At 62.2% G+C, this 18,909-nt stretch carries 18 protein-coding genes and 1 pseudogene; 10 read left to right on the forward strand and 9 right to left on the reverse strand.

What is annotated here, in order from left to right:
• Positions 1-184 precede the first annotated feature (184 nt).
• Positions 185-283, reverse strand: a pseudogene (locus N008_RS24290) (YkvA family protein); the annotation flags it as partial.
• Positions 284-636: 353 nt separating this feature from the next.
• Here N008_RS24290 and N008_RS16160 point away from each other — a divergent pair.
• Positions 637-1,170 (forward strand): DinB family protein, encoded by a 534-nt coding sequence (locus N008_RS16160; RefSeq protein ID WP_044017457.1) that lies wholly within the window; start codon positions 637-639, stop codon positions 1,168-1,170.
• A gap of 254 nt (positions 1,171-1,424) precedes the next feature.
• Entirely contained in the window at positions 1,425-1,814 is a 390-nt protein-coding gene (locus N008_RS16165) for a VOC family protein (protein ID WP_044017458.1), read from the forward strand.
• Between the two features lie 85 nt (positions 1,815-1,899).
• Here the strand turns inward: N008_RS16165 and N008_RS16170 are convergent, their stop codons facing one another.
• The 3 genes from N008_RS16170 to N008_RS16180 all read right to left on the reverse strand — a co-directional run bounded on the left by N008_RS16170 (position 1,900) and on the right by N008_RS16180 (position 4,201).
• A complete protein-coding gene (locus tag N008_RS16170) occupies positions 1,900-2,532 on the reverse strand; it encodes a helix-turn-helix domain-containing protein (RefSeq protein WP_044017459.1) in 633 nt (210 codons plus the stop codon).
• Between the two features lie 85 nt (positions 2,533-2,617).
• Positions 2,618-3,493 carry an SDR family oxidoreductase gene (locus tag N008_RS16175; RefSeq protein ID WP_052381894.1) on the reverse strand — a complete coding sequence of 292 codons (876 nt, stop codon included), beginning with the start codon at positions 3,491-3,493 and terminating at the stop codon, positions 2,618-2,620.
• 288 nt (positions 3,494-3,781) lie between these two features.
• Positions 3,782-4,201 (reverse strand): DUF3127 domain-containing protein, encoded by a 420-nt coding sequence (locus N008_RS16180; RefSeq protein ID WP_044017460.1) that lies wholly within the window; start codon positions 4,199-4,201, stop codon positions 3,782-3,784.
• Positions 4,202-4,346: 145 nt separating this feature from the next.
• Between N008_RS16180 and N008_RS16185 the strand changes: the two genes are divergently transcribed.
• Positions 4,347-5,318 carry an isoaspartyl peptidase/L-asparaginase family protein gene (locus N008_RS16185; protein WP_044017461.1) on the forward strand — a complete coding sequence of 324 codons (972 nt, stop codon included), beginning with the start codon at positions 4,347-4,349 and terminating at the stop codon, positions 5,316-5,318.
• A 118-nt stretch (positions 5,319-5,436) separates the two neighbouring features.
• Here the strand turns inward: N008_RS16185 and N008_RS16190 are convergent, their stop codons facing one another.
• Positions 5,437-6,381, reverse strand: a complete 945-nt coding sequence (locus N008_RS16190; RefSeq protein ID WP_044017462.1) for a cyanophycinase — start codon at positions 6,379-6,381, stop codon at positions 5,437-5,439.
• A 114-nt stretch (positions 6,382-6,495) separates the two neighbouring features.
• On the reverse strand, positions 6,496-8,289 hold the full coding sequence (locus N008_RS16195; protein WP_044017463.1) for a M1 family metallopeptidase: 1,794 nt from the start codon (positions 8,287-8,289) through the stop codon (positions 6,496-6,498).
• 338 nt (positions 8,290-8,627) lie between these two features.
• On the opposite strand from N008_RS16195, the gene N008_RS16200 reads away from it, so the two are divergent.
• The 3 genes from N008_RS16200 to N008_RS23250 all read left to right on the forward strand — a co-directional run bounded on the left by N008_RS16200 (position 8,628) and on the right by N008_RS23250 (position 12,517).
• The gene (locus tag N008_RS16200) at positions 8,628-10,415 is read left to right on the forward strand and encodes a murein L,D-transpeptidase (protein ID WP_044017464.1); all 1,788 of its coding nucleotides are present in this window, start codon (positions 8,628-8,630) and stop codon (positions 10,413-10,415) included.
• A 501-nt stretch (positions 10,416-10,916) separates the two neighbouring features.
• The gene (locus tag N008_RS21780) at positions 10,917-11,579 is read left to right on the forward strand and encodes a helix-turn-helix domain-containing protein (protein WP_052381639.1); all 663 of its coding nucleotides are present in this window, start codon (positions 10,917-10,919) and stop codon (positions 11,577-11,579) included.
• 767 nt (positions 11,580-12,346) lie between these two features.
• Positions 12,347-12,517 (forward strand): hypothetical protein, encoded by a 171-nt coding sequence (locus N008_RS23250; RefSeq protein ID WP_156109352.1) that lies wholly within the window; start codon positions 12,347-12,349, stop codon positions 12,515-12,517.
• A gap of 162 nt (positions 12,518-12,679) precedes the next feature.
• On the opposite strand, the gene N008_RS16210 is transcribed toward N008_RS23250, so the two are convergent.
• Complete coding sequence (locus N008_RS16210; RefSeq protein ID WP_044017465.1) at positions 12,680-13,180, reverse strand: hypothetical protein; 501 nt, start codon at positions 13,178-13,180, stop codon at positions 12,680-12,682.
• Between the two features lie 185 nt (positions 13,181-13,365).
• Positions 13,366-14,817, reverse strand: a complete 1,452-nt coding sequence (locus N008_RS16215; RefSeq protein ID WP_044017466.1) for a DEAD/DEAH box helicase — start codon at positions 14,815-14,817, stop codon at positions 13,366-13,368.
• 385 nt (positions 14,818-15,202) lie between these two features.
• Between N008_RS16215 and N008_RS16220 the strand changes: the two genes are divergently transcribed.
• Complete coding sequence (locus N008_RS16220; RefSeq protein ID WP_044017467.1) at positions 15,203-15,715, forward strand: NUDIX domain-containing protein; 513 nt, start codon at positions 15,203-15,205, stop codon at positions 15,713-15,715.
• Between the two features lie 110 nt (positions 15,716-15,825).
• On the opposite strand, the gene N008_RS16225 is transcribed toward N008_RS16220, so the two are convergent.
• Positions 15,826-16,386 carry a hypothetical protein gene (locus N008_RS16225; RefSeq protein WP_044017468.1) on the reverse strand — a complete coding sequence of 187 codons (561 nt, stop codon included), beginning with the start codon at positions 16,384-16,386 and terminating at the stop codon, positions 15,826-15,828.
• A 275-nt stretch (positions 16,387-16,661) separates the two neighbouring features.
• Between N008_RS16225 and N008_RS16230 the strand changes: the two genes are divergently transcribed.
• The 3 genes from N008_RS16230 (at position 16,662) to N008_RS16240 (ending at position 18,889) form a co-directional block, all read left to right on the forward strand.
• On the forward strand, positions 16,662-16,892 hold the full coding sequence (locus N008_RS16230; protein ID WP_156109353.1) for a hypothetical protein: 231 nt from the start codon (positions 16,662-16,664) through the stop codon (positions 16,890-16,892).
• On the forward strand, positions 16,889-17,782 hold the full coding sequence (locus N008_RS16235; protein WP_052381640.1) for a UDP-2,3-diacylglucosamine diphosphatase: 894 nt from the start codon (positions 16,889-16,891) through the stop codon (positions 17,780-17,782). The genes N008_RS16230 and N008_RS16235 overlap by 4 nt, the downstream gene beginning before the upstream one ends.
• Positions 17,783-17,866: 84 nt before the next feature.
• A complete protein-coding gene (locus N008_RS16240; RefSeq protein ID WP_044017470.1) occupies positions 17,867-18,889 on the forward strand; it encodes a glycosyltransferase family protein in 1,023 nt (340 codons plus the stop codon).
• Positions 18,890-18,909 lie beyond the last annotated feature (20 nt).

Below are 18,909 nucleotides of genomic sequence, written 5' to 3' on the forward strand. Positions count from 1 at the left end.
TCCGTGATTCTTAGGAGTGGCCCATTTCCGCCACGGCGGGGGCATTTTCGGTGTTGGTGTTGGAAGCGGCGTAGGTTGGCTTAGCCGAGGCAGCCGGAATGTCGTTGGTTTCTTCGGCGGCGTGGGTTTTCTCCCACTCGCGGAAGCGCAGAATCTCACCCTGGAACTTCTCAATAAACCAGCTGATAAGGGCCAGATCGTCGAGGAAGCCGACTACAGGGATGAAATCGGGTACCAGATCCACGGGGGAAAGGGTGTAGAGCAGCACGCCCAGCGCCGATACCACGGTGCTGGTTTCCACCTGGCGGTAATCACCGCTCACGTAGTTGCGCACGAGGCGCACCAGCGTGCGGCCCACGTCGAATACCTGCTTGAACTTGTTGTCGCCGGATTCTTTGCTGGCGAGCTTGTTGGCTACTTCGTTGAGCACCATCACCACCTTAAACGGGCGGCCCAGCAGCTTGCCGGCGCGGTTCAGAAACACGCTGAAAACGGCGTTTTTGGAAATCGAAAGTCCTTTTTCGAGAAGAGAAGACATAAGGCAGAGAAAATTGAAATGTAGTGCCTGTACGAAGCCGCGCCAAAGTGAGTTATAGCCCGACCAGCGCAAACCCGAAAAATACCTACGTTTGCCCCATGAACCCGTTCAGCACCCCGCCCGCCGCCACCGAGTACGCCCCGTTCTACCACACCTACGTCCGGCTGATTCCGGGCGACCCGCTGGCCGCGCTGCGCGCCCAGCCGCAGGAGCTGCGCCGCCTGCTGGCGGGCCTCACCGAGGAGCAGGCGCTGCTGCGCTACGCCCCCGGCAAGTGGAGCATCAAAGAGTCGCTGGTGCATATGGTTGATACCGAGCGCATCTTCGCCTACCGCGCCCTGCGTATCGCCCGCGCCGACACCACCCCGCTGCCCGGCTTCGACCAGGACGACTACGTGCCGGCCTCCGGCGCCGACGCCCGCCCGCTGGCTGATATTCTGCGCGAGTACGACACTGTGCGGGCGGCTTCGCTGAGTTTGCTGGAGTCGGTGACGGCCGAAATGGTGGGCCGGCAGGGCACGGCCAGCGGCCAGCCCGTGAGCGTGCGGGCCCTGGCCTACATTTTAGCCGGGCACGAAGCGCATCATCTGCATATATTGCAGGAACGCTACCTGCCGCAGCTGGCCGGCTAGCCGGCCTTCGGGCAACACGCCGGCCGCCGGCTGCGTTATTTCAGCAAGTCCTCACCCCTAATTCCGCTATTCATCATGGCCAAAGCCCAAGAACCCCGCAAGGAAAAGAAGAAAGAACCCACCAAGACGACCAAAGAGAAAAAGGCCGCCAAGGAAGAAAAGAAAGCCCTGAAGGCCCGCCAGCAGGACTAATGCACCAGGAGGTTCGTCTGCCACAGACGAACCTCTTTTGTTTTACCTCATTTCTTTGCCCAATGGCCCAGCGCCTCGCCCTTGTCACGCTCGTGGTAGCCGAATACGACGAAGCCATTGCGTTTTACACCCAGAAGCTGGGCTTCCGCCTCCTTGAAGATACCCGCCTCAGCGACGAGAAACGCTGGGTGCGCGTGGCCCCGCCCGGTTCCGGCGGCGCCGAGCTGCTGCTGGCGCAGGCCGCCACGCCGGAGCAGATGTACTGCATCGGCAGCCAGACCGGCGGCCGCGTGGCACTGTTCCTCTACACCGACGACCTGCAGCGCGACTACCAGCGCCTGCTGGCCGCGCAGGTGCGCATTGTGCGCCCGCCTGTGCAGCAGCCGTACGGCTGGGTGCTGGTGTTCAGTGATTTGTACGGCAACCTCTGGGACTTGCTAGAGCCAGTATAATCTGTCATTCCGAGCGGAGCGAGGAATCTGGCTATTGCTGTCGGAACAAACTCAGATTTTTCGAGCGGCCTAGAATGACAGGGTACTACAGCGTGTAATACACCTCTTTTTCCTTGTCGTGGTGCTTGATGTAGCCGTGAAGCGTGAGCTTGATGAGGGTGCGGTAGGCGCGGCGGCGGCCCAGGTTTAGCAGCTTCATGTACTGGTTGAGCGTTAGGCGCGGGTTGTTCTGCAGGTAGTCGAGCACGGCCAGCTCTTCGCGGTTGAGGGGCATCTTTTCCAGGCGCGGCATGTCCAGCGGGTCGTGGCGCTCCAGCACTTTTTCGGTGAGCTGGCTGGTTTGCACGCTTTCGTCGCGCACGCGCACGTAGCTGCGCCAGTCGCCGTCGGCCACTTGGGCGCGGTGCGGCTTGTGCGGGCTTTCGGCCACCGTCACCACCAGCACCGTCAGGTCGTCGTGCTCCACTTCCCGGATCTGCAGGGTCAGGGCCGGCTCCACGTAGTGCCGGGCCGCTTGGCGCAGCAGGTAGATTTCCTCTTCGGCGTCGCGCACGCCCACAATGCGGCCGTCGTCCTCCACGCCCACCAGCACCCGGCCGCCGTGCGTGTTGGCCAGCGACACTAGTGTACGCGAGATGCGCGACGGGTGCGTGGTCTTCTTCTTGAATTCCAGCTGCTCGCCTTCGCCCTGCCGGATAAGTTGTTCTAGTTCAGTCATGATGCCTGGGATATGATACGTGGCTGCAAGCGTCCAGCCGCAAGCATAACAAATACGAGGGGGTAAGAAAATCCTGGAGCTCTTGTTACACGCTCACGCCCGTTTCTTCTTCTGAAATCCGCCATAGGCGCGACGCATCGGGGCGGCTTTGCGAGCGGGCCGAGCAGCGGCCGGGCCGGGTGTTTTTGAAATAGCGCCCACTCACGCGGGCCACTTCCGGTGCCGTGGCCAGATAGAGACTGGTGCGCGCGCCCTGCTCCGGCGAAATCATAAATGGCTTGGCCGGATACCATAGCGCCTTCATGCCCCAGGAGCTGCCGGCGTGCACCAAGCCGGTATCCACCATGCCCGGGTGCAGGCAGTTGGCCGTAACGCCGGTCAGCTCCAAGCGGTGAGCCAGCTCGGTGGTGAACAGGATGTTGGCCAGCTTGGAGTCGGCGTAGGCCGTGAGCCAGCTGTAGTTGTCGGGGGCGTTGCGGGCTTCCTGCGAGTATTCAATTTCGCCCAGCCAGTGCGCCTCCGAGGCCACCGTCACGATGCGCCCGGCCTCGGCTTCCACCAGCAGCGGCAACAGCAGGTTGGTCAGCATGAACACCGACAGATGATTGGTGGCCCAGCTCAGCTCGTGCCCCTCGGCCGTAACTGTGAGCGGGCCAGGCATGATGCCCGCGTTGTTGACAAGGATATCCAGCTGCGGGTAGTCGCGCTGAATTTCGGCGGCCAAAGTGCGCACGTTGCTCAGTAGCGCCAGATCGAACAGGCGCACGTCGAGCGCGGCCTCGGGCACGGCGGCCAGGATGGCGGCGCGGGCTCGCTCGGCTTTGTCGGGGTTGCGGCCTACCAGGATAACGCGGGCACCCTGCCGGGCCAGCTCGCGGGCCGTTACCAGCCCAATGCCCGAGGTAGCTCCCGTGACCAGGGCCGTTTTGTGCCGGAGCGGAAGGAGGGAAAAAACGACCATGGGCAGGGAAACGGGAAAGTATACAATCAATAACTCGGCGGCGGATTCTCTACTAACGACAAAAATGCCTGCAGAAGTTTTGCCGACATGATTGCCGGCTGATAGCCAAACAAATCCTCCGGACCGGGAGGCATTTTCCGGCCGTGTTGCCCCACAATACGGCGGCCTGAGCAAAGCCGTTTTTCCGAGAGCTTATCCGGAGCTATTGGAAGCGCGGCAAACTGCAGTTCACAAAAAATGCCGCTTCCGGGTAGGAAGCGGCATTCAGTCTGACAAAACAGGTGCTGATTAGAACGGCAGGTCGTTGTCGTCGTCTGAGGCAATAGGAGCCGAGGAGGCGCGCAGGTTCGGGTTCTGGTTTTGTGCGGGAGCAGCGGCCCGGGGAGCAGCCTGCTGGTAGCCACCACCCTGCGGAGCCGAAGCGCCACCGGCAGCCGACTCAATGCGCCAAGCTTCCAGGTTGGTGAAATACAGCATCTGGCCGTTTTTGTTGAAGCCGCGGCCGCGCAGGTTGAAGGCAATCTTCACCTCGTCGCCCACTTTGTAGGGGTCGATGAGAGCCGTTTTGTCTTGCACCAACTGGAACTTGATATGCTCAGGGTACTGGCCATCTACAACTTCCAGCACGAATTCGCGCTTGCGGAATTTCTCGCTCACCTGCTGTTCATCGAAGATTTCGTGCAGGCGGCCGGTAGCATCGTAAGCCATAAGGGTAATATTTTGGAGGGGTGAAAACAGTAGATCAAACGTACGAAAAAAAATGGGTTCCGGCTACCCGCCTTAGCACGCTCAAGGCGCAGCGCCCTACGTACCTTTGCCTTACGCTCCCACATTTATTTTCTCTCGCCTGCCCATGAACATTCCCTTTGCCCTGGCCATCCACGGCGGAGCCGGCACGATTTCGCGCCAGCTCATGACGCCCGAAAAAGAACAGGCCTACCTGGCGGCCCTGCGCCAGAGCCTGGAGGCCGGCCACGCGGTGCTGCGCCAGGGCGGCCCCGCCCTCGATGCCGTGGAAGCCGCCGTGCGCAGCCTCGAAGACTGCCCGCTCTTCAACGCCGGTCGCGGCGCCGTCTTCACCCACGATGGCCACCACGAAATGGACGCCGCCATCATGGACGGCCGCAACCGCGCCGCCGGAGCGGTGGCCGGCGCCCGCGCCGTGCAGAACCCCATCCGGGCGGCTCGCCTCGTGATGGAGCACACCGACCACGTGCTGCTGGCCTACCCCGGCGCCGACGAGCTGGCCCGGGAGCACGGCCTGCCGCTGCAGCCCGCCGAGTACTTTTTCACCCAGCACCGCTACGACCAGCTGCAGGAAGCCTTGCAGGAAGGCCGCATGCGCCTCGACCACTCGCAGGCCCAGCCCGCCGCCGGCGCGCCGGCCACCCACGAAGACCCGAAAAAGAAAATGGGCACCGTGGGCGCCGTCGCCCTTGATCAGCACGGCAACCTGGCCGCCGCCACCAGCACCGGCGGCATGACCAACAAGCGCTACTCCCGCATCGGCGACTCGCCCATCATCGGCAGCGGCACCTTCGCCGACAACCGCACCTGCGCCATCAGCTGCACTGGGCATGGCGAGTTTTTCCTGCGCGCGGTGGTAGCCCACGACATCAGCTGCCTGATGGAGTACCGGGGCCTGAGTCTGGCCGAAGCCTGCCGCGTGGTGGTGCACGACAAGCTGGCGCCCGTGGGCGGGGAGGGAGGATTGGTAGCGGTGGATGCCGCCGGCAACCTGGCCCTGCCCTTCAACTCCGACGGCATGTACCGCGGCAGCGTAAGCGCCGGTTCTGACTTCTACCTGGGCATCTACAAAGACTAGCCGGACGGCAGCTTTTCGCGCCTATATATATAAGGAGTAGGCCAAGTAGTCGAATTCAACGCAAAAGCCCCTTTCAAACGCTTGGTTTGAAAGGGGCTTTTGCTTGTTTTACAGGCAGTTAAATACCGTTTGGCGCGGCTGCCGGGGCGTTGGCGTCCCGGCCGGCCGTGAGTTGCACCGATTCGGCGGCCTGCTGGCGTAGCTTCAGGTCGGGGTAGAACTCGCGCTGCTGTACGTCGTAGAGGTTGCCCTTCACGAGCACGTGCAGCAGCATGCTCTCGATGGAAATGGCCTCGCCCTTTTTGGAAGCGGGCGCGTTGTTGTGCTCCAGCTTCTGCCCGTCCATGATAACCACCAGGTTCGAGCCGATGGCTTCCATCTGGTTGCCTTCGGTGATGAGCACGCCGGTGTCCTCGCCCAGTCCGATGCCAATCAGCTTGGGGTGCAGCGCCACGGCCTCGATGATGCGCCCGAACCGGCCGCGCTTCACAAAGTGCGAGTCAATCACTACGCTGTCGATCAAACCCAGGCCGGGGCCCATCTTCACAGCGCCTTTCATCAGCGCATCCGGCACGCTGCCGCCCTTGATCATGGTTTTGGACATGGCCATGGCGCCGGCTGAGGTGCCCGCAATGATGAAGTTGGGCTGCTCGTAATAGCGCTGCTTCAGAATCTGCAGAAACTCCGAGCCGCCGAACATCTGGGTGAGGCGCGACTGGTTGCCGCCGCTCATCATCACCACGTCGGCCTGGCGCAGGCGCTCCAGGTACTGCGGCTGGCGGGCATCCTCGGGCGTGCGGATATCCATAATGTTCACGTTGTTGCAATTGAGCATCGTGAACGAGGACAGGTAGATACGGGCTACCTCTTCCGGAATCATGGAGGCGGTGGTAATCACCTCGATGCGCGGGTCTTCTTTGCCGGATTCCAGCACGACCCGTTTCAGGATGCCCAACTCGAAAAAGTTGAGGTAGTATTTCTTCTTGGTACGAGGATTCGGGTAGGTGCCCTTGTCTTCGTTGCCGCCAATGGCAATGAGCTTACCGAGGGGTTTGGAGGTCATCAACGCAAAAAATCAGCAAATGGAAAAACGGAATGTAGCACTCCGGCCCGCTGCATGCAAGCTTCGGGCCAGAGGAATTGGCGAAGTCGGCCCCGCGCAAAGCGGCGCCGACTTCTACTTCAACAGTACGTCGAACGTGCTGGTTGCGACGGAATGATAATTGTGCCGGGCCTCGGCGTAGAGCCGGCGGGCCCGCGCGGCACCGTCGGGCGCAGCCAGCAGCGCCTTGTAGAGGGGCACCAGAAACTTGCGGCGGCCCACCTGCGTCAGGAACTGGTGCAGCGCTTGGTCGGCAGGGGAGTAGCCGGCCGCAATGGTACGCGGAAACCAGGCCGCCAGAATTTCGGCGTTGCCGGACTGCGTGAACCCGAAGGCCGCGTCCAGCTCGGCCAGCTGCTCCAACGAAAGTGGCACTGGCAGCTGGTGCAGGAAATATACCCACTCGTGGCTGCTCCAGTCGGCGGTAGGCAGGCCGGCGGCCGGCGCACCCTTCTTCCACCGGGCTACGGCAGCGGCCACCGCCTCAAACCGCTCCGAGCGTACCGGCGGCGCCACGGCCGGAATGCCGGGCTGGTTCACCCAGGCATCCAGCTGCAGTTGGGCTTCCAGGCCGGGGTGCTGGTCGAGCAGCTCGCGGCGCAGGTACGCTATGAACGAGGCCGTGTCCATGCTCTGGAAACTGTGCCGCGCGAAGTACTCCTTAATAAAGGTGTCGAGGGCCGGCCGGCCTACCAGGTGTTCGAGGGTGAGCAGGAGGTAGTCACCCTTCTCGTAGGCAATTTCGTTGAGGCCTTCGTCGGGGTCGCGCCCGGCCAGGTCGAGGTGCAGGTGGGTGTCGGGGCTGTCGGCGCCGAGCTCCGCCACGGTGTGGAGCAGGGCCGAGTGGCCCAGCACCTGCAGCATATCGGCGTAGGGGCGGCCGTAGAGCTGCTCCATAATGCGGCGCTCGAAGTAAACCGTGAAGCCTTCGTTCAGCCAGAAATCGTTCCAGGTGGCGTTGGTCACGAGGTTGCCGCTCCAGGAATGGGCCAGCTCGTGAGCCACCAGGCTGGTCAGGCTCCGGTCGCCGGCCAGAATGGTAGGTGTTACAAATGTTAAACGAGGATTTTCCATGCCGCCAAATGGAAAGGAGGGCGGCAGCACCAGCAAATCGTACCGTTCCCAGCGGTAGGGACCGTACAGGTCTTCGGCAGTGGCCACCATTTTCTCTAGGTCCTCAAACTCGCTGGTGGCTACGGGCAGCGTCACGGGCTCGGCGTAGATGCCGGTACGGGCGCTCAGCGGCGTGAACTGCAGGTCGCCAACGGCCAGGGCCATGAGGTAGGCCGGAATGGGCTGGTCCATGCGGAAGTGGTGCTCGCCGGTGGCGTTGCGCCCCTGCGGGTTGGTGGCGCTCATCAGGGCGAGCATTTCCACCGGCACCTGCACCCGGGCTTCGTAAGTGAAGCGGATGCCCGGCGAGTCCTGGCACGGAATCCAGGTGCGGGCCAGGATGGCCTGCGACTGGGTGAACAGAAACGGGTACTGGCGGCCGGCCGTCTGCGCAGGGCTCAGCCACTGCAGGGCCGCAGCGCCGGGCGTGGTCTGGTACCGGATGCTGACTTCGGTGGTGTCGGGCCGGATGCGGATGCGCAGGGGCTGGCCCAGCACGGCGTCGGCCGCGCCCAGCTCGAAGGTGGTCGGCTCGCCGTCCGGGGTACCCAGCCATACGGCCTCAATGTGCAGGTCGCGGGCGTCGAGCAGCAGCTCGGTGGCGCCGGCGTTGTGGAGCTGCCAGGTAGCAGTGCCGCGCAGCAGGCGGGCGTCGAAGTCAACGGCTAGGTTCAGGCTGAGGTGCCGGACGCTGGCCTCGGCTGGCCGGGCGTAGCTGTGCGGGTCGGGGAGGAGGTGCAAAGCAGAAGCAGTCATAGAAGAGAGAAGCAGCGCATGAGTTGCCGGCGACAAGCGGCAGGGGAGAAAGGGCCAAAGATAGCCAAAACAGTATGGAGCCGTCGGCCCAGACCGGAGCCGGAATGGCGCCGGGGCCAGGCCTCAGGTAATACGGCCGGCGCAAAAAAAGCGGTAGATCCGGCCGGCATTCACTCTCTACTGTATTGGCAAAACGAGTAACTTGCCGTTTGTAAGGGAAGCGGAACCGGGGCAACTTATCGTTCCGGAATGCAGTTAAAAGCGCAGTTGGCCGAGGCGGGTACGTTGCTACCCGGCCAGCCAGCAATTGTCCGTTCCCTTATCCTCTCTCCATCTGCATGAATTCACCGTTCCGTCCGGCTTTCTTTTCCACTCTGTTGTTCTGGCTCATGAGCCTCACGATGCTGGCCTCTGCCACTTCGTGCAGCCAGGAGCAAAAGGCCCAGATCAAGGAAGCCCTGCCCGGCACTCCGGCCAAAGCCGGTGGGCCGCAGCCTACTCTCGACAGCGTATATGTAGTACGCGCCATGAATGCCGAACCTAAATTCAAGGACCAGGTCGAGTGGGCCAAGAAGTTCTACCGCGAGCGACAGTTCCGGTTGGGCTGGTTCCGCAACCACGAACTGGTGCCGCAGGCCAAAACCATGCTCGGGGTCATCAATAAGGCTGCCGACGAAGGTCTAGATCCTAAAGAATACAAAACCAAGGACTTCGATAAGCTATTTGCCGATCTGGAGGGCGTGCAGGCCGATTCCACCAAGCGCAATGCGCTGGAAAAGGAGATTGACGTAGCCTTATCCGGTACCTATTTCAACTGGGCTTCCGACTTCTATCGGGGCACTGTAGACCCGCGTGCCGTCAAAACCATTGACTGGCAGGTGAAGCGCAATAAGATCAAGCTGCATAAGGCCCTGATGACGATCCTGCAGGAGCGGGAAAGCACGTATCCTTACTATGAGTTTGAGCCGCTGCACCCCGAGTACGAGCAGCTTAAAAAGGCGTTGGCCGACTACCGCGCCCTCCAGCGTAACGGTGGCTGGCCGACCCTGCCCGCCACCACCAAGCTCAAGCCCGGGCAGGCTTCACCGGCTGTAGCCACGCTGCGCCAGCGTCTGCTGGGTACCAAAGCGGCGCCAGCGGCCGCACCTGCCGCCACCGCTTCTGCGGAGGCTGTGCCGGCCCGCACCGTAGCTAACAACCCCGCCGCACCGGCTCCGACTGCTGCCGTGCCGGCCGAGAAATACGACGCCGAGCTGGTGCAGGCCGTGAAGGATTTTCAGAGCCAGAACGGCCTCAACCCCGATGGGGTAGTGGGGGGCGAAACGCTCCGTCTGCTCAACGTGCCCGTTGCCCAGCGCATCGATCAGCTCATCCTGAACATGGAGCGCTGGCGCTGGATTCCGAAAAAGTTCGAGCCCGATTACCTGCTGGTAAACATCCCCGACTACAAGCTCCACGTCGTCGAAGCCAACAAGGAAGTGTTCAATATGCGCGTCATTGTGGGCAAGGCGCTCAACGCTACGCCGGTCTTTTCCGACAAGATGGAGTACGTAGTATTGGCTCCTTACTGGAACGTTCCCTACAGCATTATCGATAAGGAGATGCGCCCCAAGCTGGCCGCTAATGCCCAGTCCTACCTCGACCGCCTCGACATGGAAGTGGTGAAAGGCTCGGGCGCCAAGGCTACCCCCATCGACCCCAACAGCATCAACTGGGCCAGCCTCACGCCGGCCACCTGGAAGTACACGCTGCGCCGCCGTCCGGGCCCCAAAAACGACCTCGGCGACGTAAAGTTCATCTTCCCGAACTCTAACGATGTGTACCTCCATGACACCCCCCACGACGAGTTGTTCAGCCAGGCCAAGCGTGGCTTCAGCCACGGCTGCGTGCGGGTAGCCGAGCCCCTTAAACTGGCTGAGTACTTGCTCCGCAACAAGCCCGGCTGGGACATGACCAAGATCGAGGAAACGATTGCCGGCCGCAAGGAACTCTACGTAAACCTGCCCAAGCACGTGCCCGTGTACCTGGTCTACTTCACCTCGTGGGTGGATGAAGCCGGCAACGTGAACTTCCGCGACGACATCTACGGCCACGACAAATCCCTCGCCAAAGAATACTTCAACTAGCACCCGGGCGATATCTACGCCTGCTGCCAGCTCTAAGAAAAGCCCTGTTCGCCATCCTGGCGGGCAGGGCTTTTCTTAGAGCTGGCAGTGCCCCGGCGCTACCTGCCGCCCACACCAGCCGCCCACACCAGCCGCCCACACCAGCCGCCCCCACAACTGGCAGGCTACACCAGCCGCCCATACCAGCCGCCCCACATACCGCCCACACGACTGGCAAGCCAGGCATCGGTTCCTAGTCCGTGCTGCTTGCCGGCAGCTCTCGGGGAAATAAAAAGATAATCAGCAGTAGGCTGCCGTGGCGAACAGTTGAAAGGGGGGGAGAGGATGATTTACAATTGTATTACATATGAAAATTGATAGAGTGGCCCTTTGTTTCAATTGTAATCAACAGATCGAGGCATTTATGCTTGATTACAATTGTGTCATAAGAGGTGCCAGCGAGATGTACAGTTCCTCATTGCAACCAAACGCTGTACATTTGTAACTGAATTCAGTTTTGGTATGGTAGAGCGCATCAGAGAACTTCTGCAGGTAAATCAGCTTACTCCTACGCAGTTTGCCGACAGCATCGGGGTGGCCCGGCCCATTATCAGCCACATTCTGAGCGGGCGCAACAAACCCAGCCTGGAAGTGGCGCAGAAGATTCTGACGGCTTTCCCGCTTTTGTCGCCCGGCTGGCTGCTTAAGGGCACCGGCGATATGCTGGAGAAGGCGCCTTCCACAGCCGCTTCCGGGGCTGCTCCTACTGCCAGCCCCGCGCTGGAAGAGGCTGCCGGCCCGCCATTGGTGCGCAAAGCCGCTAAAGTGCCCCGCTACCGGCCGCAGATAGTGCCGGCGGTACCGGAGGCTGCCCGGCAGGCAACGCACGCGCCAGAGGAGCCTTCTGCCCTTGTTGCCGCGCCTGCTCTGCAGCCAGCTCCTGTGGCGCCGGCGCCGGTGGCCTCCGTAGAGGCTCTGGCCGCCACCCAATCCGCTCCGGCAGCGGTTACCGTATCTGCGGTTGCGGGGCCAGCAGCGGCGGTCCCTGCGGCTCTGCCAGCGCAGTCCGCAGATGTATCGCTGGCCCGTGCCTTTGCGGAGCCGGGCAAGTCAATCCGGCGGATCGTTATCTTCTATCAGGATGGCACCTTCACCGACTATCAGCCGGAGCCTTCCGTGGCGTAAACCCAATGTGGGCGATGCTAAGCGAAAATGAGTATTATTGGGCTTTAGCTGACTGCTCAGGCACAGCAAATGCAATTTGTCAGTGTCCTTAATAGGCTGCTGGTACACTGCCTGTAGCTGCCGTAAATGCCCCGTATATCCAGCGTTTTATGGATGTGCTGTTGTCTTGTTTGTTATGAATAAATACTTTGTTTGATAGGGCTTGCATTGGGCGGTTTATTTTAAAATAAATTTATAATTATCAATGGGTTATGTTGATTTGTTAAAGCCTTAGTTGCTGTTATTAGAGCTGCTTATAAAGTGGGATTAGTGCAATCCATAGCATTTTGCTTACTGGTTCTGATTTAAGCGCAGTAGATGCTAAGTTTGTTGACCGGGCCCCATACTGGGATAGTTATATGTAAGTTTTCGTCCCAACAGCTAACTCAGTTAGAGATGCTAACGAAGGTGTCAGGGTTTTACAGCGTTTAGCGCCCCCAACGCCCGCTGCCGCAGAACCCAATTTGAAGAGCAATGAATCACCTTCTGCTAGATTTTCCTGTGTTGCGGCAGGCGTGTCTGCTCGGTGCCGTTGTTCTGTTGGTGCGTCTGCAGGAGCAGTATAGATGTAGATTGTTTACTTATGTAATGTATTGCGGCCAGGTGCTTCACTGCCGGCGCGTATGCGTTGGGCACTAGCGCGGCGCTACCGGGTGGGGCTGCAAAGGTTGCTAAACACGGAGCCTCGGCGAGTTGGGGATTTTCGGGTTGGTGCTTATCTTTGGGCTATGAAAAAATTCCGTCTGCTCTTCCTGCTTGCCGCCAGCGCGCCGCTGTTCCTGACTTCCTGCACGCAAGCCCCCGATGCCGAGAAAGACCCCAACGCCGATGCGGAGTACAAGCGTAGCCACCGCGCCGAGGGCTACCGCGAAGCGCAGCGCAGCAACGTCAACTACTAAATAGCCCTACCCGGTATAGCCCGGCTGCCCGGCATAGCGCCCGGCGCTGGCTGTAGCAGCCCTGTGCCGGTTCGCTTTCTGCCATACACGGCAAGGCCCCATCTGACAATGTCGGACGGGGCCTTGCGGTTTTGGGGACTACGGTAGCCCTATATCGGGTGCTTACGCCAGGACGTGCTGCGCGGGCACTGGCTGTGCGGGTACTGGCTGGCTGGGAAGTAGGTGTGGCAGCGTAATGGTGCCCAGCAGCTCGTCTTCGAGCAGGGCGGCCCAGGTACGCAGGTACAGCACCACGTCGTCGCGCTGGTTGTGGCGCAGGGCGTCGCGGCGCTCAAACGGAATGGCCCGCCGAACCAAGGGGTCGGAGAGGCGCTCCAGGTGCGCCAGGTCGGTGCGGGTGAAGCCGACGGCCAGCATTTCGTCGATGGACTGGTCGATGGGCAGGCCGCTGGTGGGGCAGTAGTCGGTCAGCTGCCGCTCCCAGTCGCCGTAGCGCTGCATCGCGCGGGCATGGATTTCGGCTTTGGTAAGCTGGGTAACCGTCTGGGCCAGGTGGCCGCAGTTGCAGCTGCCCATGTGGCCCCACTGGTAGGGAGCCTGGGTCGCCAGGCGTTGCGCCGTGTCGCGCAGGGCCTGAATGACGGCAAGAGTGCGTTGAGCCATAAGAACGAAAGGCTGAAGAGTACGGCAGTGGCACCGTTGCCACCATTTCTACAATCCGGTAGGTCGGGATTTTGTTTTGAGGCCAATGGGCCGGCCGCGCCCGCCCATTGGCCGTTGCGCAAACAAAAAAAGGGAGGCTCCAACCACCGGTCAGGACCTCCCTTTCTAATACTTCCTAAAACGGGCTACTGCGGGCGTCCGCCGCCGTTGCCGCCGCGGAAGCGGCGCTGGCCCGAGTTGGAGCCCTGGCTGCTGCCGGGCGTCCGCTCACCAGCTGGCCGCGACGAAGCCGCGGAGCTGCTGCGGTGGCCGCCGCTGGCGCCGCGTTCCTGGCCGCCGCGGGGGGCGCCGCTCTGCTGGCCCTGGCGCGGCGCCCGGCCGCCACCCTGGCCGCCGCCGCCACCTTCGCGGCCGGGCCGCGGTGGGCGACCAGCCGGGCCTTTCGGCCGCTTGATAGGCGCGCCGCCGTGCAACGGCACCGGGGCCACCGAGCGGGTGGTGTAGGGGTGGTCCTCAATCAGGTCGATCTGCCGGCGAATCAGCTTCTGGATATCCTGCAGGTAGGCGCGCTCCTCGTCTTCCACAAACGTGAAAGCCGTACCGAAGGCCCCGGCGCGGCCCGTCCGGCCGATGCGGTGCACGTAGGTTTCGGGCTCGTTGGGTACCTCGTAATTGATAACGTGGGTCAGCTCATCCACGTCGATGCCGCGGGCGGCAATGTCGGTGGCCACCAGCACGCGGGTGGTGCCGGCCTTGAAGCTGCTGAGGGCCCGCTGGCGGTGGTTCTGGCTTTTATTGCCGTGGATGGCTTCGGCCGGAATGTTGGCCTTCTCCAGCGTCTTCACCACCTTATCGGCGCCGTGCTTGGTGCGCGTGAACACCAGTACGCGGCGGATTTCCTGGTTTTGCAGCACGTGCTCCAGCAAAGCTGGCTTGTCGTTCTTTTCTACCAGATACACACCCTGCGTAACCGTATCAGCAGTGCTGGAAACGGGCGTCACGGCCACTTTCACCGGGTTGGGGCGCAGGATGGTAGCGGCCAGCTCCTGAATCTGGCCGGGCATGGTAGCCGAGAAGAACAGCGTCTGGCGCGAGGCCGGCAGCTTGGGCAGGATGCGCTTGATATCGTGGATGAAGCCCATGTCGAGCATGCGGTCGGCTTCGTCCAGCACAAATACTTCAATGTTGCGCAGGTCGATGAAGCCCTGGTTCATCAGGTCGAGCAGGCGGCCGGGCGTGGCGATGAGCACCTCAACGCCACGCTTGAGCACCTGCACCTGCGGGTGCTGGCCCACGCCGCCAAAGATGACGGTGGAGCGCAGCTTGGGCAGATGGCGGCCATAGGCCTTGAAGCTTTCCCCGATCTGGATGGCCAGCTCGCGGGTAGGAGTGAGCACCAGGCAACGAATGCGGCCGGGCGCGTGGCGCTCTACCTGGGCCGTCTGGTGCAGGATCTGCAGAATCGGAACGGTGAAAGCGGCGGTTTTGCCGGTGCCGGTCTGGGCGACACCCAGCAGGTCGTGGCCTTCCAGCACTTGCGGAATGGCTTGCTGCTGAATAGGCGTGGGGGTAGTGTAGCCTTCCTCGTGCAGGGCACGCAGGATAGGCTCAATAAGGTTAAGGTCGTCGAAGATCATCAAACGGAAAAAGGAAAAACGGAGCCGCCAACGCAGGCGGCCAAACTATCGGATGTGCCGCGGAGTGGGCACGAGTCCGCAAAGGTCGGTGGTTTTACGGCGACTTTATGGTAGTGGCTGCCGCCGAAGCCCGGGCAACGGCCAAATAGCTCACCCAAAAGGCCGGCCAGCTTGCCCTGCCCGTCGGAAGTTTATGGGCAGCAGGATGGCTGGAGGCCGGAAAATAGCCCAAAAGCAATGTAATAAAGCGCTGAGGGATAAGCGGTAAAATAAATATTGGCTGAGTGATAAGCTGGTGGCGAATGCCGGAGGAGCGCTGCTATAACCCCGGCCGCCGTAAAATCCGTTTACTTTTCGGAAAATAAACCTGATTTCCTGTTCAGCTATGCACGTAACCGACCGCAAAACTGCCTACGATGGCCATTTCAAACTCCGCCTGCTCACGGTGCAGGACGGCGACGAGCAGCTCAAACGGGAGCGGTTCGAGCCGGGCCGGGCCGTGGCCGCGCTGGTCTGGGACACCCAAAAGGAGCAGTATGTGCTGACCCGGCAGTTCCGCATCGGGCCCGAGGCCGAGATGCTGGAGCTGGCCGCCGGCATGATCGACGGCGACGAAGTGCCGGAAACCGCCATCCGCCGCGAGCTGCACGAGGAGCTGGGCTACGACGTAGACCGGCTGGAGCAGATTGCCCACATCTACCCTTCGCCCGGGACGAGCGCCGAAACCATCACGGTGTACCTGGCCGAGGTCAGCCACCAGTCGGGGCAGGGGGGCGGGCTGGCCGAGGAAAGCGAGAAGATAGAGGCGGTGTTTTTGAGTGCCGAGCAGCTGCAGCAGCAACAGTTCGAAGACGCCAAAACCATTATTGCCGTGCAGTGGGTGCGCCTGCACCGGTAGCGGCTGCCGGCCGGTTTGCACAAATGGTTTGAAACAGAAAGGGCCTTCCGCGGAAGGCCCTTTCTGTTTGAATTACGTTGCAAGGTGCAGGTAATAATCTGATAAACAAATTATTGGGTTTTTACCACGTACTCGAACGTCTGCTTGGTTTTGATGTCGTTGATGACCAGGGTCAGGTCTTGCGGCGTTTCGGTTTTAACAAATGGAATGGCGCGCTTGCTTACGTACAGGTCGCGGTTCCAGAAGCGGCCCTGGCCTTCCGGCAGCGCCGGAACGTTGAAAACCTCCTTGCCATCCTTGTCCTTGGCTACCACGCTCAGGTAGGCCGGGTCGGCGTTGGCGCCTCCGCGGCGGTACATCGTCACGACGAGCAGGCCGCCGGCGGGAAGCTGGCTGAGGCGGCGCTGGTAGGTGGTATCAGCCCAGCTGTTCATCTTTTTCAGAGCCTCCACTTCGGTGAGCAGCTCCAGGTAGGGGCGGTAGGCCACGCGGGTTACGCAGGCATCCACCTCGGCGTCTTCGTCGGTGTTTTTCGTGACGTTGAGCACGTACTGGCACTCTTCATCCTTCTTGGGGAAGGTGTATTTCTTGCGGGGCTTGCCGGGCATGTACTGGGCCGAAGCCGCCAGGCTGCCGAGCAGGAGTAGGGCGAGGAGGAGATGTTTCTTCATGAGAGAGGAATAGGAGATAAGCTGATAGTCGGGGTTACGACCACTCAAAGGTACGCACGGGAAAAGCCTATTGTACCTGGATTCGTCTAAAAAGCCGCCCGGCCCGCCCGAAGCCCCCGCCCGGCCGCTCAGCGCCCGATCCGGAAGTGTTGCGGGAGGTTACCGGGCCGCCTTGCGGGCGTGGCCAGGCAAACTTGATCTAAGCATAATACCACCGTAATTCCTGGGTAATGGTGGCGGCCGACCTTTGAGACGGGTTAAAACGGCTTTCCGATATGCACGCTCCCCTCACGATTTCGATGCTGCGCCGCGTAGTACGCGCGCTGGCCTACCTGCTCTTCCAGCTGGCCCTTGGCGGGGCGTTTGTGCTGCGCTCCGTGGGGGCGCTGCGGCTGCCGTTTCGCTTTGGTAATGCCGATGAGGCGTCGCAGCCAGAGCCAACCGGGCGGCCCGGAGCCCGCACCCTGCCCAGCGCCCGGCTCCGGCCCCGCCCCGCCTTCCGATGAGCGGCCCCTCGTTCAAGCGTCGCCGGGTAGAGGTGGCCGTCGTTTCCGACGTGCACCTGGGCACCTACGGCTGCCACGCCACGGAGCTGCTGCGCTACCTGAAAAGCATCCGGCCGCGGGTGCTGGTGCTCAACGGCGACATCATCGACATCTGGCAGTTCAGCAAAAGCTACTGGCCCGCGGCCCACATGCGGGCGGTGCGCCAACTGGCAGGCCTGGCCGCCAAGGGCGTGCGCATCCACTACCTTACCGGCAACCACGACGAGCTGCTGCGCAAGTTTGCCGGAACCCGGCTGGGCGCCCTGCGCATCGACAACAAGCTGGTGCTCGACCTGCCCCACGGCAAAACCTGGCTGTTTCACGGCGACGTGTTCGACGTGACCATGCGCCACTCGCGCTGGCTGGCCCGCCTGGGCGCCCACGGCTACGACCTGCTAATTCTGCTCAACCGCCTCGTGAACTGGGGCCTGCTAAAGCTGGGACGCCCCCGCGTGGCGCTGTCGAAGGCCGTGAAGGACCGCGTGAAAAGCGCCGTGAATCTGGTCAGTGCCTTCGAGCAGACGGCCGCCGACATTGCCGCCGACCGGGGCTACCGCTACGTGGCCTGCGGCCACATCCACTGCCCCGAAATCCGGCCTGTGGCCACGGCCCAGGGCGAGGTGGTGTATCTCAACTCCGGCGACTGGGTGGAAAACCTCACCGCGCTGGAATATACCTCTGAAGCCGGCTGGAGCCTCTACCGCTACGCCACCGACCCACGCATGCAGCAGCCCGAGCCAACTACGCCCGCCCCCGACGAGGCCGACACCGCCGCCGACATGCCCGTGGCCGCCCTGCTGGCCGACCTGTTGCTCGAAATGAATGGCAAGCCTGCCCCCGAAACCCGGTGACCGGGCCGGGCTGAGCAACGCCGCCCGGCTGGCCGGGCCGCCGCGCATCCGTCAACACATCTTTTTTACCTGTTTCGATTTCAGTTGAATATCCTCTACGCCATTCAGGGCACCGGCAACGGCCACCTCAGCCGCGCCCTCGACATTGTGCCGCTGCTGCAGCAGCGGGCCAGCCGGGTAGATGTGCTGGTGAGCGGCCCGCCCGCCGACATTGAGCTGCCGTTTGCCGTGCGCTACCGCTGCCAGGGCATGGGCTTTGTTTTCGGGAAAAAGGGCGGGGTCAACTTCGTGAAGACCTTCTGGCAGATGAACTCGGCCGCCTTTCTGCGCGAGATTCGCCTGCTGCCCGTGGAAGCCTACGACATCGTCATCAGCGACTTTGAGCCGGTATCGGCGTGGGCCTGCCGGCGGCAGGGGCGGCCCTGCGTGGCCCTGAGCCACCAGAGCGCCGTGCTGAGCCCCCACGCCCCGCAACCCGCCAACGCCGACCTGGTGGGCCGCGCCGTGCTGCGCCACTACGCGCCCGCCACCCACCACTACGGCTTCCACTTTCAGGCCTACGCGCCGCACATCCAGACGCCCGTCATCCGGCAGCAGGTGCGGGCGCTGCCGGCCCGCAACGAAGGCCACTACACGGTGTATCTGCCCGCTTTCGAGGAAGCCACGCTGGTGAAGCGGCTGCGCTACCTCAGCCGCTCGGTGCGCTGGGAGGTGTTCAGCAAGCACAGCCGGCAGGAGTCGGAGCACGGCAACGTGTGGGTGCGGCCCGTGAGCGGCGCCGCCTTCGTCGATAGCCTCTCCCGCAGTGCCGGGGTGCTGTGCGGGGCCGGCTTCGAGACGCCCGCCGAGGCGCTCTACCTGGGCAAAAAGCTGCTGGTGGTGCCCATGAAACACCAGTATGAGCAGGCCTGCAACGCCGCCGCGCTGGCGGCCATGGGCGTGCCGGTCGTGAAAAACCTCAAAGACCGCAGCCTCGATGTGCTGGACGAGTGGCTGCGCTTCGGCCAGCCCATACCCGTCGACTACCCGGACGCCACCGGTGCCGTACTGGACCAACTGCTGGCCGATGCCCAGGCGGGCTGGCCGGCCCCGGCGCTGGTGGTGTAGCAACCCTGCCGAGGGCAAGC

It is taken from the genome of Hymenobacter sp. APR13, assembly GCF_000737515.1.
GTDB lineage: Bacteria > Bacteroidota > Bacteroidia > Cytophagales > Hymenobacteraceae > Hymenobacter.